At 45.2% G+C, this 20,540-nt stretch carries 18 protein-coding genes; 5 read left to right on the top strand and 13 right to left on the bottom strand.

Translation table 11 applies throughout. From position 1 onward, the window contains the following. The 10 genes from ACLIIY_RS04880 to nrfB form a co-directional block, all read right to left on the bottom strand. Nucleotides 1–1,383 carry a di-heme oxidoredictase family protein gene (locus ACLIIY_RS04880; protein WP_206953348.1) on the bottom strand — a complete coding sequence of 461 codons (1,383 nt, stop codon included), beginning with the start codon at nucleotides 1,381–1,383 and terminating at the stop codon, nucleotides 1–3. A 92-nt stretch (nucleotides 1,384–1,475) separates the two neighbouring features. Continuing rightward, entirely contained in the window at nucleotides 1,476–2,738 is a 1,263-nt protein-coding gene (locus tag ACLIIY_RS04875) for an imelysin family protein (protein WP_434528212.1), read from the bottom strand. Nucleotides 2,739–2,913: 175 nt separating this feature from the next. Further along, complete coding sequence (locus ACLIIY_RS04870; RefSeq protein WP_171371056.1) at nucleotides 2,914–3,561, bottom strand: GTP cyclohydrolase II; 648 nt, start codon at nucleotides 3,559–3,561, stop codon at nucleotides 2,914–2,916. A gap of 229 nt (nucleotides 3,562–3,790) precedes the next feature. Then, nucleotides 3,791–3,967 (bottom strand): hypothetical protein, encoded by a 177-nt coding sequence (locus ACLIIY_RS04865; RefSeq protein ID WP_009706892.1) that lies wholly within the window; start codon nucleotides 3,965–3,967, stop codon nucleotides 3,791–3,793. Between the two features lie 146 nt (nucleotides 3,968–4,113). Next, on the bottom strand, nucleotides 4,114–4,524 hold the full coding sequence (gene nrfF, locus ACLIIY_RS04860) for a heme lyase NrfEFG subunit NrfF (protein ID WP_434528211.1): 411 nt from the start codon (nucleotides 4,522–4,524) through the stop codon (nucleotides 4,114–4,116). Beyond that, nucleotides 4,511–5,044 carry a DsbE family thiol:disulfide interchange protein gene (locus ACLIIY_RS04855; protein WP_054824155.1) on the bottom strand — a complete coding sequence of 178 codons (534 nt, stop codon included), beginning with the start codon at nucleotides 5,042–5,044 and terminating at the stop codon, nucleotides 4,511–4,513. The genes nrfF and ACLIIY_RS04855 overlap by 14 nt, the downstream gene beginning before the upstream one ends. Continuing rightward, complete coding sequence (locus ACLIIY_RS04850) at nucleotides 5,022–6,929, bottom strand: heme lyase CcmF/NrfE family subunit (RefSeq protein WP_434528210.1); 1,908 nt, start codon at nucleotides 6,927–6,929, stop codon at nucleotides 5,022–5,024. The genes ACLIIY_RS04855 and ACLIIY_RS04850 overlap by 23 nt, the downstream gene beginning before the upstream one ends. 9 nt (nucleotides 6,930–6,938) lie before the next feature. Further along, nucleotides 6,939–7,910 (bottom strand): cytochrome c nitrite reductase subunit NrfD, encoded by a 972-nt coding sequence (nrfD, locus tag ACLIIY_RS04845; RefSeq protein ID WP_434528209.1) that lies wholly within the window; start codon nucleotides 7,908–7,910, stop codon nucleotides 6,939–6,941. Then, nucleotides 7,907–8,593 carry a cytochrome c nitrite reductase Fe-S protein gene (nrfC, locus tag ACLIIY_RS04840; RefSeq protein ID WP_434528208.1) on the bottom strand — a complete coding sequence of 229 codons (687 nt, stop codon included), beginning with the start codon at nucleotides 8,591–8,593 and terminating at the stop codon, nucleotides 7,907–7,909. Before nrfC ends, nrfD begins: the two co-directional genes overlap by 4 nt. A gap of 1 nt (nucleotide 8,594) precedes the next feature. Then, nucleotides 8,595–9,197, bottom strand: coding sequence for a cytochrome c nitrite reductase pentaheme subunit (nrfB, locus tag ACLIIY_RS04835; protein WP_009706898.1), 603 nt, complete (start codon nucleotides 9,195–9,197; stop codon nucleotides 8,595–8,597). 450 nt (nucleotides 9,198–9,647) lie between these two features. Here nrfB and nrfA point away from each other — a divergent pair, with 450 nt between their 5' ends. After that, nucleotides 9,648–11,075, top strand: a complete 1,428-nt coding sequence (nrfA, locus tag ACLIIY_RS04830) for an ammonia-forming nitrite reductase cytochrome c552 subunit (protein WP_434528207.1) — start codon at nucleotides 9,648–9,650, stop codon at nucleotides 11,073–11,075. Between the two features lie 122 nt (nucleotides 11,076–11,197). Here nrfA and ACLIIY_RS04825 read toward each other — a convergent pair whose 3' ends face one another. The 3 genes from ACLIIY_RS04825 to gyrA form a co-directional block, all read right to left on the bottom strand. Beyond that, complete coding sequence (locus ACLIIY_RS04825; RefSeq protein WP_009706900.1) at nucleotides 11,198–11,752, bottom strand: hypothetical protein; 555 nt, start codon at nucleotides 11,750–11,752, stop codon at nucleotides 11,198–11,200. Nucleotides 11,753–11,794: 42 nt separating this feature from the next. Continuing rightward, the gene (locus ACLIIY_RS04820; protein ID WP_039987763.1) at nucleotides 11,795–12,418 is read right to left on the bottom strand and encodes a TPR domain-containing protein; all 624 of its coding nucleotides are present in this window, start codon (nucleotides 12,416–12,418) and stop codon (nucleotides 11,795–11,797) included. A gap of 121 nt (nucleotides 12,419–12,539) precedes the next feature. After that, complete coding sequence (gene gyrA, locus ACLIIY_RS04815) at nucleotides 12,540–15,179, bottom strand: DNA gyrase subunit A (RefSeq protein ID WP_434528206.1); 2,640 nt, start codon at nucleotides 15,177–15,179, stop codon at nucleotides 12,540–12,542. Nucleotides 15,180–15,488: 309 nt separating this feature from the next. Here gyrA and ubiG point away from each other — a divergent pair, with 309 nt between their 5' ends. The 4 genes from ubiG to yfaE all read left to right on the top strand — a co-directional run bounded on the left by ubiG (nucleotide 15,489) and on the right by yfaE (nucleotide 20,473). Continuing rightward, on the top strand, nucleotides 15,489–16,196 hold the full coding sequence (ubiG, locus tag ACLIIY_RS04810; protein ID WP_009706903.1) for a bifunctional 2-polyprenyl-6-hydroxyphenol methylase/3-demethylubiquinol 3-O-methyltransferase UbiG: 708 nt from the start codon (nucleotides 15,489–15,491) through the stop codon (nucleotides 16,194–16,196). 501 nt (nucleotides 16,197–16,697) lie between these two features. Further along, nucleotides 16,698–18,980, top strand: coding sequence for a class 1a ribonucleoside-diphosphate reductase subunit alpha (nrdA, locus tag ACLIIY_RS04805; protein WP_005443373.1), 2,283 nt, complete (start codon nucleotides 16,698–16,700; stop codon nucleotides 18,978–18,980). Between the two features lie 81 nt (nucleotides 18,981–19,061). Beyond that, the gene (gene nrdB / locus ACLIIY_RS04800) at nucleotides 19,062–20,195 is read left to right on the top strand and encodes a class Ia ribonucleoside-diphosphate reductase subunit beta (RefSeq protein ID WP_005443372.1); all 1,134 of its coding nucleotides are present in this window, start codon (nucleotides 19,062–19,064) and stop codon (nucleotides 20,193–20,195) included. Then, complete coding sequence (yfaE, locus tag ACLIIY_RS04795) at nucleotides 20,195–20,473, top strand: class I ribonucleotide reductase maintenance protein YfaE (protein WP_005443370.1); 279 nt, start codon at nucleotides 20,195–20,197, stop codon at nucleotides 20,471–20,473. Before nrdB ends, yfaE begins: the two co-directional genes overlap by 1 nt. Nucleotides 20,474–20,540: the final 67 nt, after the last annotated feature.

Raw genomic sequence — 20,540 nt, 5'->3', positions numbered from 1 at the left:
TTATAGAGAATTCAGAAACGCAATCAATGCGTCACGTTCTTTTTTGTTCAGTGCTAAGACGTTTTGTTTCGCTGTTTCTGCTTCGCCGCCGTGCCACAACACCGCTTCCATCAGGTTACGAGCGCGGCCATCATGTAGAAAGTAAGTGTGTCCGTTTACTTCTTCGGTATAACCAATACCCCATAGAGGTGCCGTTCGCCATTCACGGCCGTTTGCTAAGTATTCCGGACGGTTATCGGCTAAGCCTTCACCCATGTCGTGCAGAAGCATGTCTGTGTATGGGTGGATAAGCTGCTCAGAAAGCGCTGGTAACTCTGGTCGTTTCACCGTTTTGACACTGGTCTTGTGGCAGCTTTCACAGCCAGACGCAGCAAAGATTTGCTGACCAAGTTTCACGCTAGGATCATTGACATTACGGCGAATAGGTACGGCTAAGTGCTGGCTGTAAAACTCAACGAAGTCGAGAATATTTTCGCTCACTTCTGGTTTACCGCCATTTGGCATGTCGTCACAAATGCTTTGTTTCGAGGTGCAGTTTTCGTTCGGGAATAAATGGCTCGTCAGACCCACATCACCATTGAATGCCGCCGCATTTTGCTGCATTAGCGTCGGTTGTCCGGCTTTCCAACCAAAACGACCAATCGAGAAGTCATCCTTCTCAATATCCCACACCTTGTTTACTTTGCCTGAGATACCATCTTTGTTGGCATCTTGTTCATCAGCCCAAGCGAGTAGCGTTTCGTCGGGAATACTCTCCAACAAGCCAAGGCCGATCATTGGCGGTGCCACACGTGCTGAAAACTCGGTATCTGGGTGCATATCGCCGTAACCCAGATCGGTAATGTTCAAATGAGGTTTTCTTAGTGTTACCGTCGTACCGTCTTTAAATTTCACTGGCACATCGGTGTAAGTAATTTCGATTTTGCCTTCTGGCGTTTGATCTTGCAGGGCGAAATCTTGAAGCTGGCCACCATAAGTCGGCTCAGGTATGCCACCATCTTTGATGTAAGCTTTCTTTTGTTCTGGCGTCATCGCTGGAATGCTTAAGCGCACTAACATAGACACGGCATGTAAATCATCTTTCTCTGGCGGATGACCACGACCGTCTTTGATGTGGCAGTTCTGACAACCATTAGTGTTAAAAAGTGGGCCTAGGCCATCACGAGCGTCCGTTGACGCTGGCGCTTGTACCCAAGGGTTACGGAAAAAGCTGTTACCTACGCTAAAGTCGAGGCGCTTACTCATCGGCAGGTTGGCAGCAGGAAGAGAATAGGCATTCGCGCCGTCTTTTTTAACACTGGTTTTGCCACCGGACTTAACATCGTAAGCCATGGCAGAAGAAGAAAGGATCGCGGCTAGCGCAGAAATTAGGTATGGCTTCATATCATTGCTCTACATATACAACAAGGGTGATAACAACGAGCTCAAACGGCAAAAGGGCTCACAAAGAGCCCTTATTTATTATGGTTTTCTTATTAAAACTCGTGGTCAGCAGTATCAGGGCTTAGGCTGTCGATGCCGACAATGTTTGCCGCTCGCTCAATCGCACCGGTTTGGGCTACCAACGACATAATGGTGTCGTTTACTAGCGCGTTGCCTTGCGCGTTACCCGCCGCAATAAGTTGGTCAAAGTGCTGGTTATTCTTCTCGGCAGAAGTCACTAGCTCACCAACTTGGCTACGTGTTGTATCAAACTGCTTTTGAATTTCGGTCGCGGCTTTCTTATCTTTTTGAGCAACAAGGTCAGCGATACTTGGACCAGAAAGTTCTTTGCCGTTTACGCCTTTGTATGTACCTGTGTAAACGTTGTAGATGCCTTGCTCATTGTAGTAGTGAGAGTTGTGCGTGTTGTCTGAGAAACAATCGTGCTCGTCTTCAGTTGAGTTCGCTTCTAGTGCTACCTTCATGCGCTCACCCGCTAGCTCACCTAGAGAAAGAGAACCCATGCCGAATAGCATCTTACGAAGACCATTGTCAGCAGATTCGTTCAATAGCTCTTCACGGTAGTTGCCCTTCACTTCAACAGACCACTGCTTTTCCATCCACTCTAGGTCTTGAACCAGTAGATCAGCGGCCGCTTTTAGGTACTCACCACGACGATCACAATGACCATTCGTACACTCAGAACCGACAACGAAATCAGTGTAAGCACGTTGACCTGCACCCGCGTTAGTGCCGTTTAGGTCTTGGCCCCAAAGCAAGAATTCAATCGCGTGGTAACCTGATGCAACGTTTGCCTCAGAACCGCCTACTTCGTTTAGATCCGCTAGCAGTTCTGGTGTGATTTTTGAAACGTCCAGCTTAGAAGCACCAATCTGTAAGCTAGTGTTTGCGATGATGTTTGCAGCCGCGCCCTCGTTACCCAGTTCGTATTGGTAATCCGCCGCTACGTAGTCGATCAGACCTTCATCAAGTGGCCACGCGTTTAACTGACCTTCCCAATCGTCAACAATCGCGTTACCAAAACGGAAAACTTCAGACTGTTGGTAAGGAACGCGAGAATCGAGCCAAGCTTGTTTTACTTCTTCAAGCTTTTTTGCTGATGGTGATTTTAGAAATTCGTCGATTTTTACATCCAGCGCTTTCGCTGTTGTTACTGAATCAGCAAACACAGCATGGGCAACGTCCGCGTAATGTTCGACAACTTGTTGTTTAGTTACTGTAGCAGCAACGGTAGAACCACTGGCAATGAGGAGTGATGCAGCAATAGATTGGACTAAAACTTTTTTTGCATTCATCTGAAGCATCCTTGTTGAGCATTTTAATTATCGTATTGGTAGTGCTAATTATTCTTATTTGCACTTTAGTCCCGAGATAATACAAATTTACAATTTATTTGCAACTCCAGATACAAAAAAAGCCTCATAATAATGAGGCTTTTCACATGCTTTATTGTCAATTTTATCTTTATAATTAAACTTTTAGGTTGTGTTTCCCGTGAGAAACTTTTGCCTTCAGGTAATTTTCATTGCCATCTTTGATGTGCGCAGAAGTGTTGACAACTTCTGAAATTTCGATTCCGTATTCCGATAACTCACGGATCTTCTTAGGATTATTCGTTACCAAACGAATCTTGCTAACACCCAATGCTTCTAGCATTTGTGCTGCTTCTGTGAAGTCACGCAGGTCATCATCGAAACCCAAATGATTATTCGCTTCGTAGGTGTTCATGCCTTGGCTTTGCAAGCGGTAAGCATCAATCTTGTTGTATAGACCAATACCGCGCCCTTCTTGGCGAAGGTAAAGGATGATGCCACCTGATTCGCCCATACGATTAATGGTCTCTTCTAGTTGCTCACCACAGTCACAGCGTGAAGAGTGGAACACATCGCCAGTCAAACACTCAGAATGCATGCGAACTAATGGCATGTCCTGAGTTTGGTCTGCTTGTTTGAAGATAATCGCTACATGCTCTTTATCTGTCTTCAGACCATGGAAAGACAGGATTTCGGCATCAATGTTACTTTTAGCCCCGACTTTAAAATCTACTCTGGCACGTACTTCCGCCATATCTACACTCACTCGATTTATTGCTTGATGCATTTTCGTTATCGCATTCATGGGATTGCTCTCATTTGCTCTTCAACTATGGGGATTGATACCGCATTTTTCAATGTTGAGATCACAAAGAACCCTATTCTTATTCATGACAAGCTAGGAAATCCTGTTCGGACACTTCCCGCTAGCCGACTTTACAAATGTTATAATATAACATTTATGATTAACTACAATAAAAAAACCCCAGACAAATTTGCCTGGGGTTTCGAAAGCGTTAGTTGAAGAATTGATTTTAGTGCGTTTGGCTGCGCTTCCATACGGCGAGCTCAATCCAAACCGCTTCAAGTTCTTGAATCTCTTCGTCGGTTAAAACGGCGAGTGTAGAAGTGACTTGTGGCAGCTTCGGTGACTGCAATGCACGAATCTGCGAATAAAAGTCCTTTTTTAATTGCGATATAACTGAATCCACTGCGTACACCTATTCATTCTTTTATTACTCCTCCAGCTCAATTTTTATGGTCTGCTATTCACTGGAGCCTTCATAAATTCGAGAAAATGATAACATTCTGCTTGTTATGTGCACAATTTATTTTTAATAGTGGAATAACGGTCACATTAATTGCGCTTTACCATTCGGATCGAATATAAGACAAAAAGGATCAAAAATAGAGCAGGAAAGATCCAAAGTAACGCGGTGGTATAATTAAATGGCGGTTGATACAGAACAATATTCCCATAACGAGCGACTAGGTAGTCTTTTATTTCTTGATTTGAACTGCCTTGATTAGCCATGGTGTACACCTTCAACCTAAGGTCTTTGGCTGCTTGTGCATTGGACTCTACAAGGTTTTGGTTTTGGCATTGCGGGCAGCGTAATGTCTTGGCTAATGAGGTTGCGCGCTGTTGCACTTCAACAGAATGAAACTCAAACAGATCAACATTCTGTTCTAAATCCGCACTTCTCGTGAAAGGAGAAAATAGTGTAAATAGGATTAATGTGAGGAGAAGACTATTAAATTGAAACATTCAAATATCCTGAAAATATATCGTTCCATTTACTTGCCGTTAGCTCTCCACGATATTTGATCAATATACGACCATTTTGATCAATCAAGTAAGTTTCCGGCGTTCCTATAACACCTAGCTCCACAGCGAGCTTTCCATTAGGGTCACTAATTACTTCAATATATGGGTTTCGTTTAGAGCTCAAATATTCACGAGCAGCTTGTTTTTGATCTCTATAATTCAGCCCAATAATAGGCACTCCGAGTTCTGCTAACTGCAATAACTCTTCATGCTCTCGCTTGCATACCCCGCACCAAGATGCCCAAACATTCAATAATTTATATCCGTCGCTTTTGAACAATTGCTCAGAAACTATGTCATCAGAGATCAGAGAAGTAGAGCGAAAATTAGGTGTCTCTAAATTTCGTTGTGGGGACAATTCGACATGTGGTCGCTCAGACAAGGCCACCGCAGTAACTACAGCAAACACGGCAACAGCTACAACGAGACCTGCGAGTTTAAGCGTATTTCTCGATCGCATTGATAGCCTCTCTCCTTTTCTTTAGGACTGTTAATAGCGCACCAAACACAGCTAGTAACCCTCCAGACCATATCCACCAAATACCTGCGCGGTACTGAACTTTAATCGCATAAGCATGAGTATCGACTTTGTCACCCAATGTCACGTAATAATCGCCATGCCATAGTGAACGAATCGCGGGCTCGGTCATATTCATTACTCGTACAGGGTAATGGCGCTTCTGCGGATTGAAATTGAGCATGCGGTCATCTTCCAAATGCAAGGTGATCTGTCCTTGTTCCGCGGTATAGTTCGGCCCCACCAGCCATTCGATACCATTATAATCGATAGTGATCCCCGCCCTTTGTTGAGAACTGCCGGGTTCGACACGTAAATTGTATTCATAAGAGTAGTGACTATTGAATACAGCCCCACTCACCGCCAGTGCAAAACCGATATGTGCCATCACGATTGGCATGAGTTTACGCTTATTGGAGCAGCGAAACAGCATAACGAGATGCGCCACAATCACCCAAGTAGCCAATGTTATGGTTAGCAATACTTCGAAATGCAGTGCGTACACTAAGAAGATAAACCCGATCCCAGCGACAAGAGATAACGCGATACTGATCACGATATCAGCGCTTACACTCGGAACTGTGCCTTTTGTCCATTTCAGCACCGGCATCAAAGCTAAGGCAATCAGAGCCAGTATGCTTAATGGGAAGATCAGACTATTAAAGTAAGGTGCGCCAACTGAAATGTTCCCTAAGCCGAGCAATTGATAAACCATCGGATAAAAAGTGCCAAGAAAAACGATGGCAGCCGCAATAACCAGCAGCCCCTTGGCGATATAAGCAGTGTAAGCTCGGCTCGTTAGAGATTGAAGTTTGAAGCGAGGGAGTTGTTCTCCTCGCACAATCAATACGCCAAAAGTGATGATGATAAGCAAGCTCAATACACCAAGCAGCACCAAACCTTTAGTTGGGTCCACCGCAAAAGCATGCACTGAAGTCAGCACGCCAGAGCGCACCACGAATGTCCCTAAAATGCTTAGGCTGAACGTAGCAAACGCCAGTGCATAGGTAATCCAAATTGCGCCTCTGTCACGTGTTGCGACAACACCGCTGTGCAACAAAGCAGTACCAGTAAGCCAAGGGAGTAGAGAAGCGTTCTCCACAGGGTCCCAAAACCACCAGCCGCCCCACCCTAGTTCATTGTACGCCCACCATGATCCCACCAAGATACCCAACGTGAGCGTTCCCCATGCAAAAAACGCTGCGCTTCGAGCGACCACATACCAATCGCTCATAGGTTGTTTACCCAATAGCGCCGCTAATGCAAAAGCTAATATTGCTGCGTAACCGACATAACCGAGATAAAGCAATGGTGGATGAATGATAAGCCCAACATCTTGCAACATTGGATTTAGATCTCGTCCTTCCGACGCCAATACTTGGGCATATTCGAACGGGTTAGAGGTCATTAAGGTGAACCATGCAAACGTCCCAATCAGAACGTTCATGATTCCTAAACAGTCACAAGTATATTGGGCGTTGAGCGGTGACTTAAATGCAATAAACGACGCCCATAAGCTTAGGGTGACGACCCAAAACAACATGGAGCCTTGGTGCCCACCCCAAGCGGCAGCAATTTTGAAAGCCACGGGAAGTTGACTGTTGGAATGCGTAACAACATATTCCAACGCGAAGTTGTCTTGCACGAAGCAGACTATCAGAAGTGCTAAACAAATGATGGAAGCTAAGCTAATGATGTGGGACATCGCGACTTGATGCGGCAATGTCGCCTTCTTACCCATAGCACGACGTAGCCAATGCAGCAGCGATGCACAAGTCGATGTTACAGCCACCAATACCAGTAAGAAGAACCCTAGCTCAGCCTCCATTTCTCCCCCTTACACTATGGTCATTTGACCGGCATAGAGAATGAAAGTACGTAGCATAAGTACGCCAACCAAGCTCAACGTCGTGACGACAAAAACGTAACTGCCTTTGTGGCGCACTTCTGAAGGCGCCAACCAATTGAGAGTCAAAGGCGTTATCATGCCGATGAACACTACGCCAACCCAGAACCATTGAGCCCAGAATCCACTCGAAATAGCATTCCAAGCCGCGACTTCGTTCTGACCACCGCTGAAGATCAATCCAGTAAAGAAGGTCACTAAGACAAACAACTCAAACAACACTACTGGGCGTTCAAATCCGTGCACCCAAGACACACTTGGGCTGCTGGTCGACTCTTTAAACACCAAGATGCCGAACATCAAGCATGCCGCTGCGCCCGAGGACAAACTAGAGAACAGGAACAAGATTGGCAGTACTGGATTGTTTAGCATTGGGTAAGTCTTCAACGCAGACAGTAGAAAGCCGGTGTATGCTGCAAGCACGATGGCTAAGAAGCCCAAGAACAATTCAATTGCGTTGTTGGCTTTCCCCGCCTTCATTAAAATGCCATCGGCAAAATCCAGCAGTTTGCTTGGTAACTTCCCTTCACAGAAGCTGATTATTTGATGGCGGAAGATAACGCCAATCCAAACAAACAGCACTAGCATGTACACTTGGAACAAGATCACGCCCATCGACATCACAGACGTTGGGTTGTAGTAGATCATGATCTTCCAAAACTCTAAAGGCTTAGTTAAATGGAAAATCAAAATTACCAACCCAGCAATGATGCCAAATGGTGCGAGCCAAGCCATCGCTTTCATAATGCCGTTGTTTGCAGGATCACCTTCAATCACTTTGCGTTTTAAATAGATAGAAATCATCACCGCACCTGCTGACATCCCAGCAAGGAATAAGTAAATCGCGATGATCCAATCCCAAACTAACGAGTCAAAGTGGAATGCACTTTCGAAGCCGTTCATGATGACACCTCCCCTTTGCTATGCGGAATTTTGTACAGTTTAGGTTGGGTACCTAAGTGCGATTTATCGCGATAGACAACATGGCTTTCGATAGCTTTGCTCACCTCGCTAGTTAGATCATTTAAATCACCAAAGATGAGTGCTTTTGTTGGGCAAGATTCCACGCAAGCTGGCTGCTTACCTTGCGCCAGGTTGGTATCACGGCAGAAGTTACATTTATCCGCAGAGTGATCGACAGGATTAAAGAAGCGCACTTGGTAAGGACAAGCAGCAAGGCAATAACCACATCCGACACATTTCTCTTTGTGTACATCCACGATGCCGGTCGCTTCATCTTTGTATGCAGCGCCTGTTGGACAAACGTACACACATGGTGGGTTATCACAGTGCTGACAGGATTCGCGAGTAAACTGGTATTCCACATCTGGGAATTCGCCAATCGGTTCACTGCGATGGATTTTAAGTCGCGTTACACCTTCAGGGACTTTATTTACTTCGCGACAAGCATCGGTACAAGCGGTACAGCCAATACAGGCATTTTCATCATGAACCATACCCATGCGTTTCGCTTGTTCACTGTTGCTGGCATAAAGAGAGGAGCTAACAACGGAAGTGCCTGCAACGCCTGTAGTTAAAATCAACGCGCCGCTGCCGGCTAAAAAGTTTCTTCTCGAACATTTCATGCTATCTCTCCTCTTCTTTGGCAAGTTCAGGTTCGACGGCAAATTCAGAGTGACAATCCACACACTGCTTGATCAGTTGTTTTCTGTCGTACGACAACGCTTTGGTTTTCGCTGCGTGTACATCGTGGCAATTTGAACAAGTGAGGTTTTTGGCGTGCACATCGTGCGTCCAGTGGCTTTCTCTTAGCTGTGTCGGTGCATGACAATCCACACATTGACTGTTGGCTTTAAGAATCATGCTTGGATCAAGGAACACTTTGTCGTGTACCTCTTTCGATTGCGCCGCAGAAAACTTAATCACATCAGGCGCACCTTCACGATGGTCGGGACCAATGTTGCTATGGCAATTGGTGCAATTAAGTTGCTTCCCTTGGCTGAGTAGAGCTTGCGGGTCATGCGAAAGGTTCAGAGTCTCTTTGGCATCCTTATGACATTGCAGACACTTGTAGTCTCGGTCACGGATCAACTCGACTTGATGACGCTCAGCTTGAGCACCTTCAATCGGCTCTGAAGAAGTCGCATGGGCGGCGATGGAGAAACCATAGATGGCAAAGACGAAGAGAAGTTTCAGCATTGTCTCTATGGTCAATTTTATATTGCCCATATTGTTCTTTCCTTAGCTCGACAATAATTGATAACTATTCTCAATTATTTATTTGAGCGACAATTAATTTCCTCTGAAGATATTTTTCAAATCTTCAAATGACATCAATTCTTATTTCGGAAAGCCACAACGCTAAACCTATATTTATAATACCTCTATTATTCATAAGGGGTAGAAACATCTGCTCAAAAAGCGAACTAAATCACCCTATTTTTAAAAAGGTTAAAAGCCCAAAACATTGACGAATAAGGACTTAACCACTACCACTTTAGGGGTATATAAATTCAAACATGACTGAGATCACTGGTGTAAATTGATCTAAAACAAGACAAGATTCGCTCACTATTTCATCTATCCAATTAAGCAATATTATTAATCGTAGATCTCCAGTTCTTATTTGGAATAGCTTCTCACAACGCTGCTAATAAAAACGAATATGGAGATAACACCGTGAGCATAAAACACTGGATGAGCGCACCTATCGCGGTTGCGACCTTATTCGCCAGCCAATTATTTTTGGTCGGCGCTCCGTTGGCGGCAGAAGAAAAAGGCCTCATCGATCCTCGTAATGACGCCTTTGAACAGAACCATCCCGACCAATACCACTCTTGGAAAGCAACATCCGAAAGCGAACACATTGAAGATGCCCTAAGTGAAGACCCAAACATGGTGATCTTGTGGGCAGGCTATGGCTTTGCAAAAGACTACAACAAAGCGCGCGGTCACTTTTACGCACTTGATGATGTTCGCCAAACCTTACGTACCGGCGCACCGACTGATGATAAATCCGGCCCTATGCCAATGGCCTGTTGGAGCTGTAAAAGCCCTGACGTTGCGCGCGTGATTGATGAACGTGGTGAAGACGGTTATTTCGAAGGTAAATGGGCACGCTTGGGCTCAGAAATCGTCAACCCTATTGGTTGTTCTGACTGTCACGACACTCGCTCTGAAGAATTTAAGAAAGGCGAACCAGCACTGGCGGTAACTCGCCCTTATGTCGAGCGTGCTTTTGATACTATTGGTAAAAACTTTGATGAACAATCTCGCCTAGATAAGCAAGCATCGGTCTGCGCTCAATGTCACGTTGAATACTACTTCACCGGCCCGACTAAAGCGGTTAAGTTCCCATGGGATATGGGCACCACCGTTAATGACATGGAGAAATACTACGACGCGTTGAATTTCAAAGATTGGACGCATGCAGTATCTAAAGCTCCGATGCTAAAAGCACAACACCCAGGTTACGAAACATGGCGCGATGGCATCCATGGCAAAAACAAAGTGGTGTGTGTGGACTGTCACATGCCTAAAGTAACCAAAGAAGACGGCACGGTGTACACAGACCACAAAGTGGGTAACCCTTTTGATCGCTTCGATGACACCTGTGCACAATGTCATACCCAAACTAAAGAACAGCTACAAGGCATCGTTTCGACTCGCAAAGCGCAAGTACTGAACATGAAGCTAACCGCCGAGAAGCAAATCGTAGCGGCACACTTTGAAGCAGGCGCAGCATGGAAAGCGGGTGCTACAGAAGCAGAGATGGAACCTATCCTACAAGATATTCGCCATGCACAATGGCGTTGGGACTACGCAATTGCTTCTCACGGTGTTCACATGCATGCCCCTGAGGTAGCGCTCGAAGTACTAGGTACTGCAGTTGATCGCGCCGCTGACGCCCGTACCAAGTTGGTTCGTTTACTGGCAACCAAAGGTATCACTGACCCTGTTCAAATTCCAGATATCTCTACTAAAGCCAAAGCACAGCAAGCACTGGGCATGGATATGGATAAGATGAACGCAGACAAGAAACACTTCCTAGAAACGGTGGCACCAGAATGGGATAAAGCAGCAGCTGAACGCGAAGCCACGTATTAGTCTAACTGGCAGAGGTTAATTTATAGATACAACAAGGGGCGTACTGAACGCCCCTTTTCTTTATTTCTTTATTATCTTTATTTCTACATCCTCGATTTTATCGAGAGTAAAAATCGAATGTACTAACGACGAGGAAGCCTCGGTCTCGGTTGAATATTTGGACGTGCTTTAGGCATCTGCACATTTGGGCGAGCAACTGGGCGCTGGATCTTCGTTTCCGGTAATGCTTTTCTTTGTTGAACCTTTTCTTTTACCGCTTTGTCTTGTAAAGCCGCTGGCTCAATACGCTCCGGACGATTCTCCCACTTGGTTTGAATCTCTTGCTTTTGCTCGTCTGGCAGTGATTGCCAATGATCGTCGAGTTGGCGTTTCATGTTATCGATATTGGCGGACATATCATCGTCCTTCCAATCCTCGACTTTGTCTTTGATGGATTGCTGTTGGTCTTCATCTAAACCATTCCACCACTCTTCCAGTTTCTCTTTGTATTCGTCGTCGTTGTCGCAACAACCCGGATAGTAATAAATCCAGTAGTCGTCATGATCGTACCACCACGGATCGTAATAACCTGAAGAATAATAAACCGAAGAGGAAGAACCAGAATGATCGGAAGAGCTACAACCCGCTAATACAGAGCCGCACAGCAAAACCAATATGCTTAGTGCCTTATTTTTCATTCGTTGCCCACCTTTCCCTCTACTGCTTGTTAAATTGTACGCTTACAACAGCTCTTTTGCTTTGTTGATAGAGTTAATGATTTGCACTCTATCTAAGTTTGGATCATTAGAATCTAATAATAGTACCCAAGTATCTATGGCTTCCTGAAAGCGGAATGACAGAAAATGGTCATTTGCGATCAAAGACAAAGCTGCTTCATTGTGCGGTTCTATCTGTAGAGCTTGTTCCAGAAGCAGGCTGACTTCTTGCGTCATAGATTGTTGGTGGATGTAGTATAAAGTGGTCGCCTTTGCGGCAAGTTGCGTGGCACTGACAGGTTCAGTCAGTTGGATCGCGTAGTCAAAACAAATCAACGCACCGTCAAATTCACCCTCTAGTAGGTAGCCCTGCCCGAGTTGGAACCACAATTCAGCGTTGTTTGGGTCCTCTCGCAACTGGTCTTGAATCTCTTGCATGATGTCACGAGCAGTCATCATACGTGACATTTCTGCTTGCATCGGTTGAGGCGGAGTTTGACGCAGCAATAAGAAGCTTGCACTGGTTATGACAAGCACTAACAGACAAAAGCCGAACCATTGGGTAGGTTTCACTTTTGATGCACTCAGTGATAAGAGGACGATGAACAAGCCCATCAAAGAGATGGCAACGAAAAACCAAACAGACATAAAGCAACCTATGAATAAAGATAACGCCAGTGTACTGGTTTCTGATTTTTATTGCGTTGATACAGATACAAAAAAGCCGAGCGTTATGCTCGGCTTTCAAATTTAGCGATTAAGAAGAAGCTTACTCTTCTTCTGAACCTTCAGCTGCATCGTCTGCTGCTGGCGCTTCAGGAGCTTGAGCTTCTGCGTTCGCCTCTGTTGCTTCTGCTTCTTCGCCTTCTGGCAATTCAACTTCTTCAACTTCGTCGATGCGTTGTAGACCAACTACTGATTCGTCTTCAGCTGTACGGATAAGTGTCACACCTTGGGTGTTACGACCAACTTGGCTCACTTCCGCAACACGTGTACGAACTAGAGTACCAGCGTCGGTGATCATCATCATCTCGTCGCCTTCTTCTACTTGTACCGCGCCAACAACTGGACCGTTACGCTCAGAAACCTTGATAGACACAACGCCCTGAGTTGCACGGCCTTTCGTTGGGTATTCCGCTAGTTCAGTACGCTTACCGTAGCCGTTTTGTGTAACCGTTAGGATATCGCCTTCGTTAGACGGAACGATTAGAGAAACAACTTGGTCTTCGTCTGCTAGTTTCATACCGCGAACACCTGCCGCTGTACGACCCATTGCACGTACTTTGTCTTCGCTGAAGCGAACCACTTTACCTGCTTTAGAGAACAGCATGATGTCACTATCGCCGTTTGTGATATCAACACCAATTAGTGAGTCATCATCACGTAGGTTCACAGCGATTAGGCCGTTTGAACGTACGTTTGCAAACTGGTTCAGTGGGGTCTTCTTAACCGTACCATCGCCTGTCGCCATGAAGATAAATTTCTCTGGTGAGAACTCATCAACAGGAAGAATTGCAGTGATACGTTCACCTTCCTCTAGAGGAAGAATGTTTACGATTGGCTTACCACGTGCAGTACGAGTTGCATGAGGCAATTGGTAAACTTTCAGACGGTAAGTCTTACCACGAGTTGAGAAACATAGAATGTTATCGTGAGTATTTGCAACAAGTAGACGTTCGATGAAGTCTTCATCTTTCATCTTCGTTGCACTCTTACCTTTACCACCACGACGCTGAGCTTCGTAGTCGCTTAGAATTTGGTACTTAACGTAACCTTCGTGAGACAGAGTTACTACTACGTCTTCACGAGCAATCAGCTCTTCCATGTCGATGTCATGGGTTGCTGCTGTGATTTCTGTACGACGAACATCACCGTAACCATCACGAACCGCTTCAAGTTCTTCGCGGATCACTTCCATCAGACGCTCAGTGCTTGCAAGGATGTGCATTAGCTCTGCGATTTCATCTAGAAGTGCTTTGTATTCATCAAGAATCTTCTCATGCTCTAGACCAGTTAAGCGGTGTAGGCGAAGTTCTAGAATTGCTTGAGCTTGAGTCTCTGTTAGGTAGTACAGACCATCACGGATACCGTATTGATCTTCTAGCCATTCTGGACGTGCTGCATCAGTACCAGCACGCTCAAGCATTGATGCTACGTTACCAAGATCCCAACCACGCGATACCAAGCCAACTTTTGCTTCTGCTGGTGTTGGTGCGTTTTTGATTAGCTCGATAACTTCATCGATGTTTGCAAGTGCAAGAGACAATGCTTCAAGGATATGAGCACGTTCGCGCGCTTTGCGTAGTTCGAAGATAGTACGACGAGTTACAACTTCACGACGGTGGTCAACGAAGCACTTCAACATGTCTTTTAAGTTGAATAGCTGTGGCTGGCCGTTGTTTAGAGCAACCATGTTGATACCGAAAGTCGTTTGAAGCTGAGTTTGTGCGTAAAGGTTGTTCAGAACAACTTCACCCACAGCGTCGCGCTTACATTCAATAACAATACGCATACCGTCTTTATCAGACTCGTCACGTAGTGCACTGATGCCTTCTACTTTCTTATCTTTAACTAGCTCAGCGATCTTTTCGATCAAACGAGCTTTGTTTACCTGGTAAGGGATTTCAGTGACGATGATGGTTTCTTTACCATTCTTCTCCACTTCGATTTCCGCTTTTGAACGCATGTAGATCTTGCCGCGACCAGTTTTGTACGCGTCTACGATGCCTTTACGACCGCTGATTAGCGCTGCCGTTGGGAAATCAGGACCAGGGATGTAATCCATTAGCTCATCAATAGTGATTTCTTCATTATTGATGAACGCAAGACAGCCATCGATCACTTCGCCAAGGTTGTGCGGTGGGATGTTGGTTGCCATACCTACCGCGATACCAGAGGCACCGTTTACCAATAGGTTAGGAATTTTAGTTGGAAGAACCGCTGGGATTTGCTCCGTACCATCGTAGTTAGGTACGTAGTCCACGGTTTCTTTATCTAGGTCAGCCAGAAGTTCGTGGGCAATTTTCGCCATACGTACTTCGGTATAACGCATTGCCGCAGCAGAGTCGCCATCGATCGAGCCAAAGTTACCTTGACCATCGACCAGCATGTAACGAAGTGAGAACGGCTGAGCCATACGTACGATTGTGTCGTACACAGCGCTATCACCGTGTGGGTGATATTTACCGATTACGTCGCCAACAACACGGGCTGATTTTTTATATGGTTTGTTCCAATCGTTGCCTAGTACGTTCATCGCGAATAAAACGCGGCGGTGTACTGGTTTTAGGCCATCACGCACATCTGGAAGAGCACGACCCACGATTACTGACATCGCGTAGTCTAGGTATGAACCTCTAAGCTCATCTTCAATGTTTACGGGCGTGATCTCTTTAGCTAAATCGCTCATAGAGCCATTATCCCTCTATTATCTGATCGTAATTACGATACGTGTAAGGTGCAAAAATATAACACACAATTCATCAACGGGGCATCACTTTCCCACTCGTTTTATCAGGTTGTGAGCTTCGTTATGAGTTAAATGAAGAGAATTTGCACATTCATCCCATATCTTTATGAAAACTGACTATATTTCCACCAACACCGCTCAAAAATCTCTCCTGTAGCGATTGTGAGAAAAGAAGCAGTTTTAACGTATCGTACCATTGGAGTATAATCACGCCTTCCAAAGGACTATTAGCGAAGCGATATAACTATCATGACAAAAGCACAAAACGTCGACCCAAGTGAAATTAAGAAATTCGAAGAGATGGCTTCTCGTTGGTGGGATTTAGAAGGCGAGTTCAAACCACTTCATCAAATTAACCCGCTTCGCTTGAACTATGTCCTAGAGAAAGCTGACGGCTTATTTGGCAAAAAAGTGCTCGATGTTGGCTGTGGTGGTGGCATCCTTGCGGAAAGCATGGCAAAAGAAGGCGCCGTCGTTACCGGTCTCGATATGGGCAAAGAGCCATTAGAAGTGGCACGTCTTCATGCTCTTGAGACAGGTACTAAGCTGACTTACATCCAAAGCACTATCGAAGACCATGCAGCAGAAAATGCGGGCACTTATGATGTCGTGACTTGTATGGAGATGCTTGAGCACGTTCCTGACCCACTGTCAGTTATTCGCTCTTGCGCGGCATTGGTAAAACCTGGTGGCCACGTATTCTTCTCTACTTTAAACCGCAATATCAAATCTTACTTGTTTGCGATTGTCGGTGCTGAAAAGCTACTCAAGATTGTTCCTGAAGGCACTCATGACCATGAGAAGTTCATCAAACCGGCAGAAATGATGAAGATGATTGACCAAACCGACCTAACAGAAATGGGCATTACAGGTTTGCACTACAATCCTCTTAACGACAGCTACAAACTCGGTCGTAATGTGGATGTAAACTACATCGTTCACACTGCTAAATATTGATTAATAGAATCATTATTGCCTAGCCAGTTTTGGCGAACAGTAATATGAAATTTATTGAAAAGCGGTAGCACAGAAGCGCCGCTTTTTTTGTCAATTTCTGTAGAAAAAAAGTGCTCTAGATTCCATTTTGACCAATCTGTTTTTAACAAACAAAAACTGTCAAAGATCAAGGAAAATATTTTTACATGCGGTTATTTATGAACCGATCTGAAAAACGTAATTTTCCCCATTCAAGTCAGCCCTTTTCTCATCGGTTAGTGTTCACTTACTGATTTTTTTTATTTTGTTAGTTATCCACAAGTCATCCCAAACCTGTACCTTGAAAACTCAGGGTAATAGCACTATCTTGTAACTCGCAAACAAATGAACCCCTATATGTTGTGTTTCGACTACAATATATAGATAGACTTTGATCACAAAGCCGCCGCAAATTTTACAAGTTTTGCACATAAACAAACAAAAACACGGCTTTTATCAGTTTTCTTAGGGAAATAAAGCAGAATGAACCAACAACTTACCGTCACTAAGCGTGATGGCCGCAAAGAAACTATCGATCTGGAAAAAATCCATCGCGTTATTACGTGGGCTGCAGAAGGCCTGAATAACGTTTCGGTATCACAAGTAGAACTACGCGCTCACATCCAGTTTTACGACGGCATTACGACGACAGATATCCACGAGACTATTATCAAGTCTGCAGCAGACCTGATCTCTGAAGAGACACCGGATTACCAATACCTAGCTGCTCGCTTAGCGGTATTCCATCTACGTAAAAAAGCATACGGCCAATACGAGCCGCCAACGCTGTACAATCACGTAGCTCGTCTTGTTGATATGGGTAAGTACGATCAACACATTCTAGAAGACTACACGAAAGCTGAACTGGACGAACTTGATGCGTACCTTGACCACAAGCGCGATCTAGATTTCTCTTACGCAGCAGTAAAACAGCTAGAAGGCAAATACTTCGTACAAAACCGTGTATCTGGTGAGATCTACGAAAGTGCGCAGTTCCTATACATCCTTGTATCTGCTTGCCTATTCGCTAACTACCCGAAAGAAACGCGTCTTGACTACATCAAGCGTTTCTACGATGCGACGTCAACATTTAAGATTTCTCTACCTACACCAATAATGTCTGGTGTACGTACCCCTACTCGTCAGTTCAGTTCATGTGTACTGATCGAGTGTGGTGATAGCCTTGATTCTATCAACGCAACAGCAAGCTCAATCGTACGTTACGTTTCTCAACGTGCGGGTATCGGCATCAACGCAGGTCGTATCCGTGCGCTAGGTTCTGAAATCCGTGGTGGTGAAGCATTCCACACTGGTTGTATCCCGTTCTACAAATACTTCCAAACAGCCGTTAAGTGTTGTTCTCAAGGTGGTGTGCGTGGCGGTGCAGCGACTGTATTCTACCCACTGTGGCACGGTGAAGCTCGCTCGCTAATGGTTCTTAAAAACAACCGTGGTGTTGAAGAGAACCGTGTTCGTCACATGGACTACGGTGTTCAGTTGAACAAACTGATGTACCAACGCCTAGTAGAAGGTGGCAACATCACGTTGTTCTCACCATCAGACGTACCGGGTCTGTACGACGCTTTCTTCGAAAACCAAGAAGAATTCGAACGTCTATACGTGAAATACGAAAACGATCCTTCAATCAAGAAAGAAACGGTTAAAGCGATCGAAATGTTCACTCTGCTAATGCAAGAGCGCGCATCAACAGGCCGTATCTACATTCAGAACGTGGACCACTGTAACACTCACAGCCCATTCGATTCAGAAGTAGCGCCAGTTCGTCAATCAAACCTATGTTTGGAAATCGCACTGCCAACTAAGCCTTTGAAGAACGTTGAAGATGACTCAGGTGAGATCGCTCTGTGTACGCTATCTGCGTTCAACCTTGGTGCTATCAAATCTCTAGATGACTTCGAAGAGCTATCTGAGCTTGTAGTACGTGCACTAGATGCACTGCTTGATTACCAAGATTACCCACTACCAGCGGCATACAAGTCGACAATGAACCGTCGTACGCTAGGTGTTGGTGTTATCAACTTCGCATACTACCTAGCGAAGAACGGCGTTAAATACTCTGACGGCAGCGCAAACGGTCTAACTCACCGCACGTTTGAAGCGATTCAATACTACCTATTGAAAGCGTCTGTAGCGCTAGCAAAAGAACAAGGTAAGTGTCCTTCGTTCCACGAAACGAACTACGCGAAAGGCCTATTGCCAATCGACACTTACAAGAAAGACGTTGACCTAATCTGTGAAGAAGAACTGCACTACGATTGGGATAGCCTACGTCAAGAGATCATGGAACACGGTCTACGTAACTCAACACTGACTGCGCTAATGCCATCTGAGACTTCTTCTCAGATCTCTAACGCGACAAACGGTATTGAGCCACCACGCGGTTTCGTATCTGTTAAAGCGTCGAAAGACGGTATCTTGAAGCAAGTTGTGCCAGATTTCACTGAACTGAAAGACAACTACGAACTGCTTTGGAACATCGGTTCTAACGACGGTTACCTACACCTTGTGGGCATCATGCAGAAGTTCGTTGACCAAGCGATCTCTGCAAACACAAACTACGACCCTTCTGGTTACGAGAGCGGTAAGGTTCCTATGAAGAAACTTCTTCAAGACCTTCTAACTGCGTACAAGTTTGGTGTGAAGACACTTTACTACCACAACACTCGTGACGGCGCGAAAGACGACCAGAAAGACGCAGTTCAACCACAAGATGACGATTGTGCAGGCGGCGGTTGTAAGATTTAATCTTACCCACCCTAACAATCCGTAGAAACAAACAATCGAACACCTCCCCGCTTGGGGAGGTCTAAAAGGAATTGAGGCATTATGGCTTACAGTACTTTTAACCAGAACAAAAACGACCAACTAAAGGAACCAATGTTCCTAGGTCAATCAGTGAACGTTGCTCGTTACGACCAACAGAAATTCGAGATCTTCGAAAAGCTAATCGAAAAGCAATTGTCTTTCTTCTGGCGTCCGGAAGAAGTGGACGTATCAAGCGACCGTATCGATTACAACAAGCTACCAGACCACGAAAAGCACATCTTCATCTCAAACTTGAAGTACCAAACGCTGCTTGACTCAATTCAAGGTCGTAGCCCAAACGTGGCGCTGCTACCGCTTGTTTCTCTGCCTGAGCTAGAAACTTGGATCGAGACTTGGTCTTTCTCTGAAACGATTCACTCTCGTTCATACACACACATCATCCGTAATATCGTGAATGATCCAAGTGTGGTATTTGATGATATCGTTGAAAACGAACACATCCTTAAGCGTGCGAAAGACATCGCACACTACTACGATGACCTGATTCAAGCGACAAATGACTACCACCGTTACGGTGAAGGCGAGCACGTTCTGAACGGCGAAACGGTTAAAGTTAGCCTGTACGATCTGAAGAAGAAACTGTACGTGTGTCTGATGTCAGTAAACGCACTAGAAGCAATCCGCTTCTACGTAAGTTTCGCTTGTTCATTCGCTTTCGCAGAGCGTGAGCTGATGGAAGGTAACGCGAAAATCATCAAGCTGATCGCTCGTGATGAAGCCCTTCACCTGAACGGCACACAGCACATGATCAACTTGCTACGTAACGGCCAAGATGACTTCACATTCATGCAAATCGCTGAAGAAGCAAAACAAGACTGTTTTGATCTTTTCAAAGAAGCGGCTGAGCAAGAAAAAGAATGGGCAGAATACCTATTCAAAGACGGTTCAATGATCGGCTTGAACAAGGACATCCTGAGCCAGTACGTTGAGTACATCACCAACATCCGTATGCAAGCGGTAGGTCTACCAATGGCATACCCTGAAGCAACTTCGAACCCAATCCCATGGATCAACGCTTGGTTGTCATCGGATAACGTTCAGGTTGCGCCACAAGAAGCAGAAATTTCATCTTACCTTGTTGGTCAGATTGACAATGAAGTAAGCGCAGACGACTTCGAAGGATTTGAGCTGTAATGCCAAGCATCAAAATCAACAAACTCGTCAGCATTGAGTCCAACCCATCCAATACAATTTTGGAGACGATGGAACAAGCTGGTTTACTCCCTGAATACAACTGCCGTGACGGACACTGTGGTGCTTGCCGCTGTAAGTTAGAGTCAGGTGAAGTGGAGTATGTTGGTTTTGCTATGGCCTATACTCAGCCAGATGAGATTCTGCCATGTATTTGCAAAGCGAAATCCAGTGTTTCGCTCAGTGGTGTGAACTACGCGATGAAAGAAAAACGCGCATAGATTTAGCACCAGTGAATACTAAAAAGCCAAGGCATTTGCCTTGGCTTTTTGTTATCTGCCATTTTCA

The organism is Vibrio sp. K4, assembly GCF_051122595.1.
Lineage (GTDB): Bacteria > Pseudomonadota > Gammaproteobacteria > Enterobacterales > Vibrionaceae > Vibrio > Vibrio owensii.
Note: the sequence above shows the minus strand (reverse complement) of the source record. Positions and strands in the feature narration are given on the sequence as shown.

Coding starts and splice junctions, on each gene's coding strand:
- ACLIIY_RS04880 (WP_206953348.1), bottom strand. CDS start 1,383: ATGAAGCCATACCTAATTTCTGCGCTAGCCGCGATCCTTTCTTCTTCT.
- ACLIIY_RS04875 (WP_434528212.1), bottom strand. CDS start 2,738: ATGAATGCAAAAAAAGTTTTAGTCCAATCTATTGCTGCATCACTCCTC.
- ACLIIY_RS04870 (WP_171371056.1), bottom strand. CDS start 3,561: ATGAATGCGATAACGAAAATGCATCAAGCAATAAATCGAGTGAGTGTA.
- nrfF (WP_434528211.1), bottom strand. CDS start 4,524: ATGTTTCAATTTAATAGTCTTCTCCTCACATTAATCCTATTTACACTA.
- ACLIIY_RS04855 (WP_054824155.1), bottom strand. CDS start 5,044: ATGCGATCGAGAAATACGCTTAAACTCGCAGGTCTCGTTGTAGCTGTT.
- ACLIIY_RS04850 (WP_434528210.1), bottom strand. CDS start 6,929: ATGGAGGCTGAGCTAGGGTTCTTCTTACTGGTATTGGTGGCTGTAACA.
- nrfD (WP_434528209.1), bottom strand. CDS start 7,910: ATGAACGGCTTCGAAAGTGCATTCCACTTTGACTCGTTAGTTTGGGAT.
- nrfC (WP_434528208.1), bottom strand. CDS start 8,593: ATGAAATGTTCGAGAAGAAACTTTTTAGCCGGCAGCGGCGCGTTGATT.
- nrfB (WP_009706898.1), bottom strand. CDS start 9,197: ATGGGCAATATAAAATTGACCATAGAGACAATGCTGAAACTTCTCTTC.
- ACLIIY_RS04825 (WP_009706900.1), bottom strand. CDS start 11,752: ATGAAAAATAAGGCACTAAGCATATTGGTTTTGCTGTGCGGCTCTGTA.
- ACLIIY_RS04820 (WP_039987763.1), bottom strand. CDS start 12,418: ATGTCTGTTTGGTTTTTCGTTGCCATCTCTTTGATGGGCTTGTTCATC.
- gyrA (WP_434528206.1), bottom strand. CDS start 15,179: ATGAGCGATTTAGCTAAAGAGATCACGCCCGTAAACATTGAAGATGAG.
- ubiG (WP_009706903.1), top strand. CDS start 15,489: ATGACAAAAGCACAAAACGTCGACCCAAGTGAAATTAAGAAATTCGAA.
- nrdA (WP_005443373.1), top strand. CDS start 16,698: ATGAACCAACAACTTACCGTCACTAAGCGTGATGGCCGCAAAGAAACT.
- nrdB (WP_005443372.1), top strand. CDS start 19,062: ATGGCTTACAGTACTTTTAACCAGAACAAAAACGACCAACTAAAGGAA.
- yfaE (WP_005443370.1), top strand. CDS start 20,195: ATGCCAAGCATCAAAATCAACAAACTCGTCAGCATTGAGTCCAACCCA.